The sequence below is a fragment of the Kocuria sp. CPCC 205231 genome, from assembly GCF_040980965.1.
Taxonomy (GTDB): Bacteria; Actinomycetota; Actinomycetes; order Actinomycetales; family Micrococcaceae; genus Kocuria; species Kocuria rosea.
The window spans coordinates 13,572-29,700 of the sequence record NZ_JAVKPP010000004.1 but is presented as its reverse complement, the minus strand read 5'-3'; the positions used below and the strand labels follow the sequence as shown (position 1 = coordinate 29,700).

The 16,129-nt window shown below is 74.4% G+C and carries 11 protein-coding genes; 7 read left to right on the top strand and 4 right to left on the bottom strand.

All coding sequences use genetic code 11. The features are described from left to right. The first annotated feature begins 158 nt into the window (after window positions 1-158). Window positions 159-2,003: an ABC-F family ATP-binding cassette domain-containing protein gene (locus RF640_RS04830; protein WP_368826828.1), complete on the top strand. Its 1,845-nt coding sequence runs from the start codon at window positions 159-161 to the stop codon at window positions 2,001-2,003. 4 nt (window positions 2,004-2,007) lie between these two features. Then, the gene (locus tag RF640_RS04825) at window positions 2,008-3,246 is read left to right on the top strand and encodes a phosphotransferase (protein WP_368826826.1); all 1,239 of its coding nucleotides are present in this window, start codon (window positions 2,008-2,010) and stop codon (window positions 3,244-3,246) included. A 93-nt stretch (window positions 3,247-3,339) separates the two neighbouring features. On the opposite strand, the gene RF640_RS04820 is transcribed toward RF640_RS04825, so the two are convergent. After that, entirely contained in the window at window positions 3,340-4,113 is a 774-nt protein-coding gene (locus RF640_RS04820) for a matrixin family metalloprotease (RefSeq protein ID WP_017832370.1), read from the bottom strand. A gap of 147 nt (window positions 4,114-4,260) precedes the next feature. Further along, window positions 4,261-5,532 (bottom strand): ScyD/ScyE family protein, encoded by a 1,272-nt coding sequence (locus RF640_RS04815; RefSeq protein WP_368826824.1) that lies wholly within the window; start codon window positions 5,530-5,532, stop codon window positions 4,261-4,263. Between the two features lie 191 nt (window positions 5,533-5,723). On the opposite strand from RF640_RS04815, the gene RF640_RS04810 reads away from it, so the two are divergent. After that, window positions 5,724-7,370 (top strand): polymer-forming cytoskeletal protein, encoded by a 1,647-nt coding sequence (locus RF640_RS04810; protein ID WP_368826822.1) that lies wholly within the window; start codon window positions 5,724-5,726, stop codon window positions 7,368-7,370. A gap of 3 nt (window positions 7,371-7,373) precedes the next feature. On the opposite strand, the gene RF640_RS04805 is transcribed toward RF640_RS04810, so the two are convergent. Together RF640_RS04805 and RF640_RS04800 are read right to left on the bottom strand one after the other, a co-directional pair. After that, window positions 7,374-7,820: an adenylyltransferase/cytidyltransferase family protein gene (locus RF640_RS04805; RefSeq protein ID WP_368826820.1), complete on the bottom strand. Its 447-nt coding sequence runs from the start codon at window positions 7,818-7,820 to the stop codon at window positions 7,374-7,376. A 167-nt stretch (window positions 7,821-7,987) separates the two neighbouring features. Continuing rightward, on the bottom strand, window positions 7,988-9,106 hold the full coding sequence (locus RF640_RS04800) for an acyltransferase family protein (protein ID WP_368826818.1): 1,119 nt from the start codon (window positions 9,104-9,106) through the stop codon (window positions 7,988-7,990). Window positions 9,107-9,503: 397 nt separating this feature from the next. Between RF640_RS04800 and RF640_RS04795 the strand changes: the two genes are divergently transcribed. From RF640_RS04795 to RF640_RS04780, 4 genes are read left to right on the top strand one after another with little or no spacing between them, the layout of a single operon-like run. Further along, window positions 9,504-10,217 (top strand): hypothetical protein, encoded by a 714-nt coding sequence (locus RF640_RS04795; RefSeq protein ID WP_368826816.1) that lies wholly within the window; start codon window positions 9,504-9,506, stop codon window positions 10,215-10,217. Between the two features lie 33 nt (window positions 10,218-10,250). Further along, entirely contained in the window at window positions 10,251-14,345 is a 4,095-nt protein-coding gene (locus RF640_RS04790) for a fibrinogen-like YCDxxxxGGGW domain-containing protein (protein ID WP_368826814.1), read from the top strand. Next, window positions 14,345-15,163 (top strand): CDP-alcohol phosphatidyltransferase family protein, encoded by an 819-nt coding sequence (locus tag RF640_RS04785; RefSeq protein WP_368826812.1) that lies wholly within the window; start codon window positions 14,345-14,347, stop codon window positions 15,161-15,163. The genes RF640_RS04790 and RF640_RS04785 overlap by 1 nt, the downstream gene beginning before the upstream one ends. After that, window positions 15,153-16,124 (top strand): glycosyltransferase family 2 protein, encoded by a 972-nt coding sequence (locus RF640_RS04780; RefSeq protein WP_133411486.1) that lies wholly within the window; start codon window positions 15,153-15,155, stop codon window positions 16,122-16,124. Before RF640_RS04785 ends, RF640_RS04780 begins: the two co-directional genes overlap by 11 nt. The last annotated feature ends 5 nt before the right edge of the window (window positions 16,125-16,129 follow it).

Sequence of the window (16,129 nt, the reverse complement as noted above, 5' to 3'; positions counted from 1 at the left end):
AGCCCCCCATGTCCTCGCAAATCCCCCCGATCCTGCTGGGGGGATTGCGACGAGATGGGGGACTCGACGGGGCAAGGGGCCCGAGAGGGGGGACTCGGCGGGGCGGGGGGCCCGAGAGGGGGGACTCGGCGGGGCGGGGGCGCGAGTACCCTTGACGGGTGGCACATCTACTCGGCGGCGAGAACCTGCACCTGGAATTCCCGACCAAGACGGTCTTCGACGCCGTCAGTCTCGGCATCGACGAGGGCGACCGGATCGGCATCGTGGGCCGCAACGGCGACGGCAAGTCCACGCTCATGAAGCTGCTCGCCGGACGGCTCAAGCCAGACGGGGGCCGCGTGACCGTGCGCTCGGGCGTGCGCGTGGGCATGCTCGACCAGGCCGACGTGCTGGACCCGGAGCTGACCGTGGGGCACGCCGTCGTCGGGGACCGCGAGGAGCACGAGTGGGCCGGGGACGCGAAGGTGCGGGACGTGGTCTCGGGGCTGGTCAAGGACCTGGACTGGGACGCGAAGCTCGGCGAGCTCTCCGGCGGGCAGAAGCGCCGCGTGGCGCTCGCCGCGCTGCTGGCCGGCGACTGGGACGTCATCTTCCTGGACGAGCCCACCAACCACCTGGACGTGGACGGCATCACCTGGCTGGCCCGCCACCTCGACAACCGCTGGCCGAAGAACCAGGGCGGCCTGGCCGTGGTCACCCACGACCGGTGGTTCCTGGACGCCGTGTGCACCGACACCTGGGAGGTGCACGACCGGATGGTGGAGCCCTTCGAGGGCGGCTACGCGGCGTACGTCCTGCAGCGCGTGGAGCGGGACCGGCAGGCCTCCACCATCGAGTCGAAGCGGCAGAACCTCATGAAGAAGGAGCTGGCGTGGCTGCGCCGCGGCGCGCCCGCCCGCACGGCCAAGCCCAAGTTCCGGATCGAGGCCGCGAACCAGCTGATCAACGACGTCCCGCCGCCGCGCGACACCGTGGCCCTGTCCCAGATGGCGGTCTCCCGGCTGGGCAAGGACGTGGTGGACCTCGAGAAGGTCTCCGTCTCCTACCCCACCGAGGACGACGGCCCGCGGGAGGTGCTCCGGGACGTCACGTGGCTGATCGCCCCGGGTGAGCGCACGGGCATCCTGGGCGTCAACGGCGCGGGCAAGTCCACGCTGCTGGGCCTGGTCACCGGCGAGGTGCAGCCCACGAGCGGGCGGGTCAAGCGCGGGAAGACCGTGAAGATCGCGACCCTCACCCAGCAGCTGTCCGAGCTGGAGGACGTGGCCGAGGACCGGGTCTCGGACGTGGTCGCCTCGAAGCGCACCACCTACCTGGCCGACGGCAAGGAGATGACGCCGGGCCAGCTGCTGGAGCGGCTCGGCTTCACCAACGAGCAGCTCGCCACCCCGGTCAAGGACCTCTCCGGCGGGCAGAAGCGGCGGCTGCAGCTGCTGATGATCCTGCTCGACGAGCCGAACGTGCTGATCCTCGACGAGCCGTCCAACGACCTCGACACCGACATGCTCACCGCGATGGAGGACCTGCTCGACACCTGGCCGGGCACCCTCCTGGTGGTCTCGCACGACCGCTACCTCCTGGAGCGGGTCACCGACCAGCAGTACGCCGTGATCGACGGCCGCTTCCGGCACCTGCCCCGCGGCGTGGAGCAGTACCTTGAGCTCGCCTCCCAGTCCCGCACCGGCACGGCCGCCGGCTCCGCGAACGCCTCGAACCCGCTGGCGGCCACGGGGGCGGCGTCCTCGAACGGGACGACGACGGCGCTGGGCGGGCCCAGGCTTTCCGGTGCGCAGGCCCGCACCGCGCAGAAGGAGGTGGGCGCGATCGAGCGGAAGCTGGAGAAGCTGTCCGCCAGGGTCGACGCCCTGCACGCCGAGATGGCGGGGCACGACCAGTCCGACTACACCGGCCTGGGCGAGATCACCGCCCGGCTCACCGCCGTCCAGGACGAGATCGAGGAGCTCGAGATGCGCTGGCTCGAGCTGTCCGAGGACCTGGTCTAGCCCCGTGGCGGGCCCGGAGCAGGAGGCCGTGGCCCTGCTCTCGGGCACCGGGATGGGCCCGGTCCTGGCGGCTGCACTGGCCCCGGCCGGGCTGTCCGTGCAGCGCTGGACCCGGCGGCGCGTCCACCACCGGCCGGGCGCCGGGGTCACCGCGGTCTTCGACGTCGTGGCCCTGGCCGGGGCACGGCGGACCGCCGAGGTGGTGTGCGTGAGCACCGCCTCCCCGCCCGCCGACACGTCCCCGCCCGCCGGCACGTCCCCGGACCTGGTGCGGACCCGGCACGAGGGCGTGGACCTCGTGGCGTGGCGGCACCCGCACGACCCGTGGCTGCCCGAGCTCGCCTGGGCGTCCTCGCCCGAGGCCGTGGGGCGGGAGGTCTTCTGCTCCGCCGAGCCCGCGGAGCTCACCGAGGTCTCCTACCGGCCCACCCGGCGGGCGGTGCTGCGGGCGGCCCACGGCTCCCGGGTGCGCTACCTCAAGGTGCTGCGGCGGGACCGGGCCGCGGCGCTGCACGCCCGGCACCGGATGCTGCTCGCGGCCGGGCTGCCCGTGCCGGCGCCCGTGGAGGACCCGGTCCGGGACGTGGTGGTGCTCCGGCAGCTGCCCGGCACCCCGCTGGCCGCGTCCGTGCGCCGGGACGGCGCCGCCGCGCTGCACCCCGAGCACGTGCTGGCGCTGCTCGACGCCCTGCCCGCCGCCGCGCTGAAGCTCCCCGCCCGCGCCTCCTGGACGGACCGCGTCCTGGACTACGGGCACGCGGCCGCGGTGGCCCTGCCGGAGGAGCGCGGACGGATCGAACGGCTCGCCGCGGCGATCGACGAGGCCCGCCGGGCCACGGACCCCGGCCCGGTGGTGCCCGTGCACGGGGACCTCTACGAGGCGAACCTGCTCGTCGGCCCGGCCGCCCGCGGGACGTTCGGCCCGGTGACCGGGGTGCTCGACGTCGACGCCGTGGGCCCCGGCCACCGGGTGGACGACCTCGCCTGCCTGGTGGCCCACCTGGCGGTCCTGCCCACGGTCCACGACAGCTACGGGCACGCGCCGGCCGCCGCGCGGCGCCTGCTCGCCGGCTTCGACGCGGCCGTGGACCCGGCCGCGCTGCGGGTACGCTGCGCCGGGGTGGCCCTGTCCCTGGTGGCCGGCGCCCGCCGCTCGGGCGGCCCGCCGGACCGGGCCCGGCGCCGGCTGGAGATCGCGGAGGAGTTCCTCGGCGCGCGGCGGTTCTCGGGCGCGGACGGCTGACACGGGACGGATGACTGACACGGTGCCAGGAAGCACCGGCGCGCGGCCCTTCCGGGCCCCGCGGACCGGGCTCGCGGCGAGCGCCGGTCCCGGTCAGTACCGGGGGGAGCGGGCGTCCGTCCGGGCCGTGACCGGCAGCGCCCCGGCGGCCTCCGCGACCGGTGACCCGGAGGCGCTGTAGGGCCGCACGAACCGGACCGGGGTGCCGTTGATGTCGGTGAGGTGGCCGGCCCAGGCCAACCGGTAGAGCTCCCGCAGGTCACCGAGGTCCTCGTCCGTGAGCTTGCTCATCGGCCCGTAGTTCATGATCGAGAACGGGCTGTGCGTCCCGAAGACCTCCGAGGGCCAGGGCTTCTCGAGGTTCGCCGCGAAGAAGTGCCGCAGCCCGAAGACGTGGCCGAACTCGTGGATCATCGTCTCGATCTGCTCCTCGTGGGACTGCTCGAACATCGTGGGGTAGACGGTCAGCTCGTGCCGGCCCCCGTCCGGGAAGAACGCGCTGGCCAGGACGCAGCCCTCCGGGGTGCAGTCCGCGGCGTTGCGCAGCACCACCTCGAAGTCCCACAGGTCGGGGTCGTGGGTGAACCGGACCGGCGCGGCCGAGCTCCACCGCACCAGGGCCTCGCTCATGAGCCCGCCCACGATCGACCGGCTCTCCTGCGGGTCGGGAGCGAGCGCGAAGCTGCGCTCCTGGAAGCGCCACTTCAGCATCGACCCCGGCTGCCACAGAGGGATGAACCCCTCGGTGGCGTCGACCACGATCCTGCTCGGGGGCCGCCCTCCCGGCGTGGCGTGCCCCCTCCCCTCGGTGGCGCAGACGAACCCCTCCGCGATGAGGTGGACCAGATCTTCGGTCGTCGGTGCCATGGCTCTTCCTCGCCTCGAACGTCGTTCCCGGGTGGTCCTGCGTGCCTCCGGCCCCCGGAGGCCGGTCGGTGCGGTCCGGCGGCGGTCCGGCGGCGGTGGCGGGCCGGCGCCGCGCCACCGCCGTCGTCGTTCCTCCGGCGCCGGGGCCTACTCCCTGGTGTCCTCCAGGCGGTAGGCGTCCGAGAAGTCCAGCTCCCAGACCGCTCCGCCGCCGACGGCGCCGAACGGGTTCTGGGGGCCCTCCGCGATCCCCTCGGCCGGAGCCACGCTGTTGACCGAGGCGTAGACCTGGCCGTGCCGCCCGGTCGCCAGACCGGCCGGCAGGGGCACGTCGATCGCGTACCGTGCCGCGTCCTCGTGGTGCCGGTGCAGGACCACCACCTGGCCGGGGACCTGCCCCGGGCTCGGCGGCGCCTCCGCCGCCGGGGTCTCCCCCGGAGGCATGGGCGGCGTGGGCCCGAACAGCTGCGAGACGTAAAGGTGGCCGCGGTCCACGGCCACGCCGGTGACCGCGGTGAAGCCGTCCCAGCGGCCGAGCGCGGTGCCGTCCGCGGAGAACTGCACGACCGCGCCCTCCCCCGGACGGACCGATCCCAGCCCGCCCACGTAGACGTTGCCGTGCTCGTCGGCGGTGAGGGACGTGGGCACGAACTCGGCCGGGCCCTCCGGGTCGTCCGTGCCGTCGGGCAGGACGGTGGTCGGCCAGGTGGCCCACGCGGTGATCTCGTACTCCGGCGGCGCGTCCTCCGTGGCGGTGGAGAAGTCCGGCTCCACCTTCCACACGGTGTTCGCGCCGGCGTCGGCCACGAGCGCGTACCCGTCCGGCGAGACCTCGTCGTCCTCGTCCACGAACAGGACCGCGTACGGGTTGGAGTCGATCTGCGCGCCGTCCGGGTTGAGCTCCTCCTCGGCCGCCTGCAGATCGGCGTACGCGAGCAGGAACTCCTCCCCGTTCTCCTCGGTGCCCGCCACGAGCATCGACCCGCCGCGCGCCTCGAACACCGACAGGTCCAGCCGCTCCGGGTCGTAGCCCGCCACGATGTACTGGCCGTCCACGTCCGTGGCGTCCGCGCCGCCGGGCCCCTCCGCGAAGGACGCGTCCGGCGCCGCCACGGACAGCAGACCCTCCACCACGGTCGACACCGCGGGCTCGTCCCGGTGGGGGTTCTCGATCAGGGTGACGGCGCCGGTCGGCCCCGCGCACCGCACGCCGACGCAGTCCGGACCGCCGCGGCCGGCCTCGACCACCACCAGGTTCCCGTCCTGGTCCCGATTGAGCTGCCGGGGATTGTCCAGGCCCTCCGCGACCACGCGCGGCCCGTCCGGCCGGTCGTCCCCGTGCGCGAACGCCGCCGGCACCGGCCCCGCCAGCACCACCACCGCCGTGACCACGCCTGCTCCGAGTCCCTGTCCTGTCATGACCCACCCCCGGTCGGATCCACCCGCGCGCCCGCCACGCGACAGCCCCAGGCTAGGACCGCGATCCCGCTCCCACGGGGAACGGTCCGCAACCGTGACCACCTCTTCACCTACGCGCGGGTACATGGCGGACCGCCGTCACACTGGGCCGCGCCTTGACTCCGTCCCGGCCCGGGCGTGGACTCGGGACCATGGAGACCCTGCCGGTGCCCCGCACCTCGCCCGTCCCGTTCCTCCGCCGCCTGCCGATCCTGCTGACCCTCCTGACCCTGCTGGCCACCGCGTTCGCGGGCCTCCTGCTCACCGCCCCCGCCGCCGGGGCCGCCGAGATCCGCGGCGAGGAGAACGTGGTGGTGGCGGCCGACAAGGTCGTGGACGACGACCTCTACGTGACCGGCGGGGACGTGGTGGTCGACGGCACCGTGCGCGGCGACCTGCTGGTGGCCGCCGGGACGGTGACGATCAACGGCACGGTGGAGGGGGACCTGATGGCCGCGGCCCAGACCGTGGTGATCGAGGGCACCGTGGGCGACGACGCCCGCGTGGCCGGCCAGGTGCTCCTCCTCGGCGAGCAGGCCCGGGTGGCCGACGACCTGGTCACGGCCGGCTACAGCGTGGAGGCCCGCCCCGGCGCCGTGATCGGCGGGGACGTCCTGCTCGGCGCGTACCAGGCCCTGCTGGCCGGCACGGTCGAGGGCGAGGTGACCGCCGGGGCCGCCGCGCTCGCCCTGGCCGGGGCGATCGGCGGGGACGTGCAGGCGGACGTGGGTTCCGCAGACGAGGTGGAGGCCGCCTGGGCGCCCACCACCGGGGTGGCCGTGCCGCGGGTGGAGCCCGGGCTGACCCTGACCGACGAGGCCCGCCTGGACGGGGGCCTGTCCTACCGGTCCGGGACGGAGGCCGCGATCGCCCCGGGCGCCGAGATCGCCGGGGAGATCCGCTACGAGCAGGTCGTGGTCGAGGAGGAGCCGGCCGGGCCCGCCGGGCCGCTCGCGCTGCTGCTCGCCGGACTGCGCCTGTTCGTGACCCTGTTCCTGGTCGGGCTGCTCGCTCTGTGGCTGCTGCCCCGGGCCGTGACCGGGGCGGCGCGCACGCTCCGGGCCCGGCCCTGGCTCAGCCTCGGCTGGGGCGCGCTGACGATCGCGGGGACGGCCGTGGCCGTGCTCGCCGTGCTCGTCGTGTCGATCCTGCTGGCCGTCGCCCTGGGCTGGATGACCCTCGCCGGGCTGGCCGCCGCGGTCGTGACCACGGCCGTGGTGCTGGACCTCGTGCTGGTCCTGGGCCTGGTGCTCGCCGTGGCCCTGCTGGCCCCGGTCGTGGTCGGGTTCACCGCGGGCGGGCTCCTGCTCCGGGACCGGGCACCGGTGAGCTTCGGCAAGCGCGTGCTCGCCCTGGCCCTCGGCCTGCTGGTCTACGTGCTGCTGCGGGCCGTGCCCTTCCTGGGTCCCGTCGTCGGCCTGCTCGTGGCGCTGCTCGGCCTCGGCGCCCTCGTGGTGTGGGCCTGGGGCGCCGCCCGCCGCTCCCGCGCGCGCCGGCGCGCGGGCCGGGACCGGAACCACGGACTCGACCGCGGCCGGAGCGGCGACGCCGGGTCGTGGCCCGGCGGCCCCCAGCACGCCGATCCCCGGCACGGCGGTCCGCAGTCCCCCGGTGCGTGGCGGGACGGCTCCCAGCGGGACGGCTCCCCGTCCGCCGGTTCGTGGCAGGACGGCCCCGGCCGCACCGGTTCCGGGCAGGCCGGTCCCGGGCACGCGCCGCCGGGACCGCCGGAGCCGCATCGGCCGCCGTGGGCCGGCGAGCGCCCGGGGCGGCAGCTCCCCCCGGAGCCGCCGCGCTGAGCCTCAGCCCACCGGGAGCGAGAGCACCTCGAGGGCGGCCCGCAGCTTCGTGGAGGACGTGTGGACCGTGTACGGGAAGTACACGACCTCCACGCCCACCGCCGCGAACTCCCGCTCGAGCCGCTCCCCCTTCGGGGTGCCGCGCCAGTCGTCGCCCTTGAAGAACACGTCGAAGCGCAGCTCCCGCCAGGTGTCCAGCTTGTCCAGCAGCACCTCGGCGTGGACCTGGTCCACGTAGCGGATGTGCTCGACGATCTCCATCCGCTCGCGCAGGGAGACCACGGGCCGGTGGCCCTTGGTGATCTCGATCAGGTCGTCCGAGACGACCCCGGCGATCAGGCGGTCGCAGTGCATCTTGGCCTGGCGCAGGATGTTCAGGTGCCCCACGTGGAACAGGTCGAACGCCCCGGCCGCGTACCCCACGCGCGGTGCGTGCTTGTCGGTGCTCATGTCAGTCATTCCCCCCTCGGGATCCTGCCAGGGCCTCCTCAGCCCCGGCCCGGTGGACCGCCCGGACAGCGCCGTGGGTCCCTCTCGGTCTGCTCGCCGCGAGCACCTCGGGTGCGCGGCGGAAATCTGTGGGCCCGCCCGTCCGGAGCGGACGGGCAGGTGTCGGTCTAGCCGGACGTCTGCCCGGCGGGCACCGGGGCGGCGGCCGCCGCGGGGCGGCGAGCGGCGCGGCGGCGGTGGTGCCAGCGGGCCACGGGCTCCTCCACGCACCACCAGCAGGCGATGCCGGCCGCCGTGCCGACCACCACGCGCAGGGCCACCCCGGCCGGCCCCGGCAGCTCCCCGAACACCGCGCTCAGCGCGTGCCCGGCGCCCAGGTGGAGCAGGTAGATGCTGTAGCTGGCCAGCCCCAGCAGCTGGATCGGCTTCCACCGCATCCCCGCCAGGACCCGGGTCCCGATCCGGCCGGTGGGCCCGTGCAGGCCCCAGAGCACCACCAGGCAGGCCGCCACCGCCTGGGCCGTGTAGCGGACGGTCTCGCGGAAGAGCTCGTCCCGGATCAGCAGCGAGGCCAGGTACAGCAGCACCGCCAGCACCAGGACCCGGTCCCGGCCCCACCACGCCGGGGCGCCGGCAGCACGCTCCCCGGACGCACGCCCCCCGGTGGCACGGGCGTACCAGACGGCGGCGAGCACCCCGATCGCGATGGCCTCGAGCCGGGTGTCCGTGCCGAAGTAGATCCGGTCCGCACTCGCCCCGCCCAGGTGCAGGGCCACCCGCGCGCCCGCCGAGGCGAGCGCGGCGGTCCCCGCCAGCACCGCCAGCGCGGTGGCCGGGCGGCGCCGGCCCACGAGCAGCAGCCAGATCAGCGCGAACGCCACGTAGAACTGCTCCTCGATGGACAGGCTCCACACCACGATCGAGCCGGGCAGGACGTCCACCTGGGAGTCGGTGTAGCGCCAGTTGAAGAAGAAGAAGACCTGCCCCAGGAAGTCCCCGAGGCTCACCGGCCGCACCAGCCACGCGTACAGGGCGGTGGGCAGCACCAGAGCCACCAGCAGCGGCGGGGCCAGCTTCAGGGCCCGCCGGCGGTAGAACCCCGCGATGTCGAAGCCCCCGGTGCGCCGGTGCTCCTTGAGCACCAGGTGCGTGATGATGAACCCGGAGATGACGAAGAAGATCGTCACCCCGCTGCCCCCCGGCACCACCTCGAGCCCCGCGTGCGCTAGCACCACGAGCATCACCGCGGCGGCCCGCATCGCGTCGAGGTGCGCGAACTGCCGCACGGGCAGCTGCGCCCTCGGACGCCGGCGCGCCCCTGCCGGAACCGGTCCTGATGTCTCCCCCGCCACAACGTCTCCCTGCGTTCGCCGGACGCCGCGCTCCCCCGAGCCGCGGCCGTCCCGTGCTGCGTCCGGACCCCCGTTTGCTCGAGGGAATTCCGGTGATCGCCTCACCCTACTGCGGAGAAACGCGCGTTTGCATCTGATAAGCCGGGTCACAAAAGGGGACATCGGATTCCGTTCCCGATCGTTAACGCCGGGGTTAGACTCCATGCGATCCAATGAATCCGGGCGGGGGGTCGTCCGGAACGCCGCGGGGGTCCCTCGACCCACAACCTGCGGCGGATCACCGCGGCGCCGGCCACTCGGCGCCGGAAGTTCAGATCTGGGGGGAGCTGACATGATCCTTGACCTGTCGTGCACATCGAGCACTCGAGGTCCCACTGCCCGAACAGCCCGCACGGTGCTGGGCGGGCTCCTGCTCGCCGGCGTCCTGACCGGCTGCGGCGCCGCCGGCGCCACCGGCGACCCGGCGGCCGACGCCCTCGAGGCGTCCACCGTGGTGGAGCTGGAGACGCCGCAGGAGGTCCGCGCCAAGGACCTGCCCTCGGCGGCGCCCGTGGCCGCCGACGCGCCCGAGGTCGAGCAGATCGAGGCCGTGCTCGAGGCCCAGGAGGCCTTCGTCCCGTCCGACCGGCCGGCCCCGGCAGACCCGGCCAACCCGGAGTCCTCCGCCGAGCTCGGCGGCGGGGACGGTCCCGTCGAGCTGGACCCGGCCGCCGTCGCGGCGGCCGAGGAGACCGCCGCCGGCGCCGCGCTCCAGGAGGTCCTCGCGTCCCTGGCCGAGTTCGAGCACCAGGGCTGGGAGCAGCGCGGTGCGCCCGTCGTCGTCGGCGATCCCGTCTCCGCCCCGCTGCCCACGGACGACGGCGAGGCCGTGCGCGTCACCGTCTGCCTGGACTCCTCCGAGGTCACCGTCGTGGACCGCGGCGGCGTGGTCGTCAGCGGCAAGCAGAAGGACCGCAGGGCCCTGCACAACTACGACCTCTTCCGTCAACCGGGCCAGTCCTGGCAAGTCGTCCAGCACGGCTTCCCCGACGACCCGACCTGCTGATCCGTCCGCACGAACCTGCTGAGGAACCACACCATGGGAAACACGAACACCCCGCCCCGGGCGGACAGGAGCCGGCGCCGTGCGCGCACGGCCCGCACCAAGGCGTCCTTGGGCATCGGCACCGTGCTGGCCGTCGCCGCGACGCTGCTGACCTCCGTCCCCGTGGGCGCCGCCGAGGCGCCGCCGGTGGACGGAAAGACCGCGGCCTCGGCCGCGGCGTCCTGCTGGGAGATCAAGCAGAAGGACCCGAAGTCCGCCTCCGGCGTCTACTGGCTGGTGACGCCGGCCATGACCGCGCCCGAGCAGTTCTACTGCGACCAGGTGACCGACGGCGGCGGCTGGGTCCTCGTGGGCCGCGGCCGCAACGACTGGAAGGAGTACTACCAGGGCGTGGGCACGCCCAAGGACGTCTCCTCCACGGTCACGGGCACCGCGGCGTTCGCGCCCAAGCAGCTGCCCTCGAAGACGGTCGACGAGCTGCTGAACGGGCAGCGGCCCGACTCCCTCGAGGACGGCATCCGGATCCGCCGGGCCCGTGACGCCTCGGGCACCACGTGGCAGGAGGGGCGGATGAAGATCTCCGCCAAGCCGTACTGGAACTGGACGTTCGGCTCCCGCACCCCGGTGACCTCCTTCTCCCTGGTCTACGGCACCGGCGTGGCCTCCGGGACCACCGGCACCACCAACGACTTCGGCACCAACACCGGCACCGCCCGCGTGCGCTTCCAGGACGTCACCGAGACCAGCTGGCAGCGCGGCTTCCGCTACGGCGACGACGTGACCGGCAGCAACACCAGCACCACCCACCTGTGGACGCCCGCCGCCGGCGGGAAGGGCGCCATCCCCTTCACCCAGATGTACCTGCGGCCCAAGCTCACCCAGCAGGCCTTCAGCGGCAAGGCGATCCCCGACTCCGGCACCGCCGCGATCGCCCAGCGGGCCCTGCCCAACAACGGCGCCGAGCCCACCAAGTGGGGCGCCGTGGAGCGCGCCGACGGGCAGGGAGAGGAGATGAACACGGAGGTGCAGGCCTTCGAGCAGATCGGGAGCACGGTCTACGCCGGCGGCAACTTCAAGGCGATGCAGCGCAACGCGGCCGGCACCGGGCGCGTGGCCCAGTCCTACCTGGCGGCCTTCGACGTCAACACCGGGGAGCTGCGCACCGACTTCCGCCCGGTCTTCAACGGCCAGGTGAAGGCCCTCGCCGAGCTGCCCAACAACCGGCTGGCCGTGGGCGGGCGCTTCAGCACCGTCAACGGCGTGAGCGCCCCCGGCTTCGTGGTGCTCGACGTCACGACCGGCAAGGTCGACACCGCCTGGAACCTCAAGGTGGAGAACCTGCTGACCGGTGGCGTGCTGCAGGTCCGGACGCTCGATGTGCAGGGCGACCACCTGTACCTGGGCGGCGCCTTCACCCACCTGAGCGGCGGGCAGGCCACCGGCAAGGTCTACGCCCGGTCCGGCGCCCGCGTGAAGATCTCCACGCGCACCCCGGACGCGACCTGGAACCCGGAGTTCAACGGCACCGTGACGAGCGTCGACGCCTCCGCGAAGGGCGACCGGCTCTACGCGGCGGGGTACTTCAACCAGTCCCGTGGCGCCTCGGCCTTCCGCCTGGCCGCGGTGCGCACCACCGCCGGCGCCCCGCTGGACACCTGGACCTGGGAGCCGTCCGTGCCCGTGAACTACGCCAACCCCGGTCAGACCGCCTTCCAGCTCGCCGTGCGCGAGCAGGGGAACACCGTGTGGGCCGGCGGCGCCGAGCACTCGATGTTCGGCTACGACCGCTCCACCTTCCAGCGCACCTCCTGGGGCATCACCTCCCTGGGCGGGGACATGCAGGCGATCACCTCCACCGACGACACCGTCTACGGCGCCTGCCACTGCTTCCACTGGTTCAACGCCGGCGCCACCAAGTGGATCAAGGCCGGGGGCAACACCCGCCCCGTGACGGTCGCCGACCGGATCAACGCCATCGGGGCGTGGGACGCCGCCGGCGGCAAGTACCTGCCCGGCTTCAACCCGGACATCAAGGGCTTCGGCGGCTGGGGCGTGTGGGCCACCCTCGTGGACAGCAACGGGGTCCTGTGGACCGGCGGCGACATCAACCGCAGCGTCTCCACCTCCGGCTCCGCGCAGTGGTCGGGCGGCTTCCTCCGCTTCGCCCCGCGGGACGCCAAGGCCCCGGCCGCGCCCACGGGCCTGAAGGTCGCCCGGGACGGCGACTCCGCCGCCCTCTCCTGGACGGCGGCCCCCGAGTCCGGCGTGACCTACCAGGTGCTGCGCAACGACCGGCCCATCGGCACCGCCACGGGCACCAGCCTGAAGGTCCCGCACGTGGACGCCGCCCGGTACGCGGTGCGCGCGGCGGACGCCGCGGGCAACGTCTCCGCCTCCACCCCGGTGGTGGTGGCCGGCTCGCGGCCTGCCCCGGAGCCGCAGCCCGAGCCCGCGCCCGGCACGAGCACCCTGATCGCAGAGGGCGCCACGTGGAAGTACCACCACAACCGCGACGTCTCGCCCGGGGCGAACTGGACGGCCGCCGACTACGACGACTCCTCCTGGAAGCAGGGCTCGGCCGTGCTCGGCTGGAACGACGCCTCGGTGAAGACCACGCTCGTGGCCGACGGCACCCGCCCGATCGTCACCCAGTTCCGCAAGACCGTGGACGTGGCCGACGCCACCAAGGTAGCCAAGCTGACCCTCACCACCCGCGCCGACGACGGTGTGGCCGTCTTCGTCAACGGCGAGGAAGTGGTCCGCTCCAACGTCGCCGAGGGCTCGCTCGAGGACAAGCCGTGGGCACTGTCCGCGCGCCGGACCGCCACCGCCGTGGCCGAGCCGGTCGTGGTCGACGTGCCCGGATCGGCGCTGAAGACGGGCAAGAACGTGATCTCCGCCCAGATGCACTCCAGCTGGACGAACACCACCGACGCCACCTTCGACCTCTCCGCGGTGGTCACCGCCGGCACGCAGCCTGCGCCCCCCGCGGAGGAGGAGCCGCCAGCCGAGGAGCCGCCCGCGCAGGAGCCCCCGGCCGACGAGCCGGCCGGACCGAACACGCTGGTCGCCGAGGGCGCCACGTGGAAGTACCACCACGACCGCGCCAACCCGCCGGCCGATGACTGGGCCGGCACCGGCTTCGACGACGCCGCGTGGAAGCAGGGCTCGGCCGTGCTCGGCTGGGGCGACTCCTCGGTCAAGACCACGCTCGTGGCCGACGGCACCCGCCCGCTCACCACCTACTACCGCAAGGAGGTGGACGTGGCGGACGCCTCCGAGGTGGCGAAGCTGACCCTCACCACCCGCGCCGACGACGCCGTGGCCGTCTACGTCAACGGCAAAGAGGTCGCCCGGGACAACCTGCCCGACGGCGACCTCGGCCCCGGCACCTACGCCACGGCCCCGCGCCGGACCGCCACCGCGGTGGCCGACCCGGTCGTGGTCGAGGTGCCCGGATCGGCGCTGAGGACCGGCAAGAACGTGATCGCCGCCGAGGTGCACTCCAACTGGACGAACACCACCGACGCGACCTTCGAGCTCTCCGCGGTCGTCACCCCCGGCACGCAGCCGGCACCGCCCGCGGAGGAGCCCCCGGCCGAGGAGCCGGACGCGCTCGTCGCCGAGGGCGCCACCTGGCGGTACCACCACGACCGGGCGAACCCGCCGGCCGACGACTGGGCCGGCACGGCGTTCGACGACGCCGCGTGGAAGCAGGGCTCGGCCGTGCTCGGCTGGGGCGACTCCTCGGTGAGGACCACGCTCGTGGCCGACGGCACCCGCCCGCTGACCACGTACTACCGCCGGTCCCTCGACGTGGCCGACGTCTCCAAGTACGGGAAGCTCACGCTCACCACCCGCGCGGACGACGCCGTGGCGGTCTACGTCAACGGCAAGGAGGTCGTCCGGGACAACCTGCCGGACGGCGACCTGGGCCCCGGGACCTACGCGCTGGCGCCGCGCCGGACGGCCACCGCGATGGCCGCCCCGGTCGTGGTCGAGATCCCCGCGTCGGCGCTGCGCAACGGCAGGAACGTGATCGCCGCCGAGGTGCACTCCAACTGGACGAACACCACCGACACGACCTTCGACCTCGAGCTCGTGCCCAGCACGGAGGCGAACGCCTGATGAGCACCACCGACACCGCCGCCCCGCGGCGCCGTCCGAGCTACGAGGAGGCCCTGGCCGGGCTGCGCGCGGCGCAGAAGCCCGGCCAGGGGGTCCCGGCGTACACCCGGTGGGTGAACCGCCCGCTGGCCCGCTACGCCGCCGCGCGGGCCGCCGCGGCGGGGCTGACCCCCAACGGGGTGACCGCCCTCAGCGCGGTCCTCTCCGCGGCGGGGCTGGTCGTGCTCGTGGCGGCCCCGCCCACCCCGGCCACGGGCGTCGTCGTCGCCCTGCTCCTCGCCGCCGGCTACGTCCTGGACTCCGCCGACGGGCAGGTGGCCCGGCTCACCGGCACCGGCTCGCCGGCCGGGGAGTGGCTCGACCACGTGGTCGACTCGATCCGGACCCCGGCACTGCACCTGGCCGTGGCGGCCGCCGCCCTGCTGCACCCGCGGCCCGAGGCGTTCCCGGCCGCGGCCCTCGCGGTGCTCGCCGCGCTGTTCGTGCTCGTGGAGGTCGGCCAGTTCATGAGCCAGATCCTCGCCGAGCAGCTGCGGCGCAAGGGCGGGATCGCCGGGCCGCTCGCGGGCGGGACGCTGCGCTCCTTCCTCAACCTGCCCACCGACGCGGGGGTCACCTGCTGGATCTTCCTCCTCTGGGGGCTCCCCGCGCTCTTCCTGCCCGCCTACGCGATCCTGCTGGCCGCCCTCGCGGCGATCAGCGCGGTCTCCATGCGGCGCAAGTACCTGGGGCTGACCGCACGGCCCGCCGCCACCGACCCGGACGCCGACGCCGTCGGCGCCCTCCCGACCGACAGGAGCACCCGCCATGTCCGCTGACGTCCTCGCCCCGGCCCCGGCCGCCGCCACCGCCGCAGGCTTCCGCACCGCCCACCCGTCCGTGTCCGTCCTGATCGCCACCGCCGGGCGGCCCGAGATGCTCCGCGAGGCGGTCCGCGCGATCGTCGAGCAGGACTACGCCGGCCCGCTCCAGGTCGTCGTCGTCTTCGACCGGATCGAGGTCGACCCGCTCACGGACGTGGAGGTCCCGGCCGGCGTGGAGCTGCGCACCGTGCCCAACACCCGGTCCCCGGGCCTGGTGGGCGCCCGCAACACGGGCATCCACGCGGCCACCGGGGAGATCATCGCCTTCTGCGACGACGACGACGTGTGGGCCCCGCGCAAGCTCACCCGGCAGGTGGCGCACTGGCACCGGCACCCGGAGGCCTCCGCGATCGCCGGCGCGATCGACATCGTCTCCCACGAGCGCACCATCCGGCGCGTCCCGCAGGCCGTGGCCACCTTCCCGGAGCTGCTGGCCGACCGGATGATGGAGATCCACCCCTCGGCGCTGATCTGCCGCCGCGCCGACCTGTACGGGCCCGTGGGCCTCGTCGACGAGGACCTGCCGTCCTCCTACGGCGAGGACTACGACCTGCTGCTGCGCCTGGCCCGGCACGCCCCGGTGCACTCCGTGCCCGAGACCGTGCTGACCGTGCGCTGGGACCGGCCCTCCTTCTTCCGCCAGCAGTGGGGGGACATGGCGGACGCCCTGACCTACATGCTGCGCAAGTTCCCCGAGTTCGAGACCTCCGACCAGGGCACGGCCCTGATGGCCGGCCAGGTCGCGTTCGCCCACGCCGCCCGCGGCGACCGCCGGGAGGCGGTCCGGTGGGCGCGGGCGGCGCTGCGCCGGGACCGCGGCCAGCTGCGGGCCTGGGGCGCCCTGGCCGTGGCGACCGGCGCGGTCAGCGCCGAGCGGCTGCAGAACGCCGTGTCCTTCTTCGGCAGAGGGGTGTGAGGCGG

What these genes read in the sequence shown, in the direction of transcription:
- RF640_RS04820 (WP_017832370.1), bottom strand. Translation starts at nt 4,113, where the DNA reads ATGGCACCGACGACCGAAGATCTGGTCCACCTCATCGCGGAGGGGTTC.
- RF640_RS04815 (WP_368826824.1), bottom strand. Translation starts at nt 5,532, where the DNA reads ATGACAGGACAGGGACTCGGAGCAGGCGTGGTCACGGCGGTGGTGGTG.
- RF640_RS04810 (WP_368826822.1), top strand. Translation starts at nt 5,724, where the DNA reads ATGGAGACCCTGCCGGTGCCCCGCACCTCGCCCGTCCCGTTCCTCCGC.
- RF640_RS04805 (WP_368826820.1), bottom strand. Translation starts at nt 7,820, where the DNA reads ATGAGCACCGACAAGCACGCACCGCGCGTGGGGTACGCGGCCGGGGCG.
- RF640_RS04795 (WP_368826816.1), top strand. Translation starts at nt 9,504, where the DNA reads ATGATCCTTGACCTGTCGTGCACATCGAGCACTCGAGGTCCCACTGCC.
- RF640_RS04790 (WP_368826814.1), top strand. Translation starts at nt 10,251, where the DNA reads ATGGGAAACACGAACACCCCGCCCCGGGCGGACAGGAGCCGGCGCCGT.
- RF640_RS04785 (WP_368826812.1), top strand. Translation starts at nt 14,345, where the DNA reads ATGAGCACCACCGACACCGCCGCCCCGCGGCGCCGTCCGAGCTACGAG.
- RF640_RS04780 (WP_133411486.1), top strand. Translation starts at nt 15,153, where the DNA reads ATGTCCGCTGACGTCCTCGCCCCGGCCCCGGCCGCCGCCACCGCCGCA.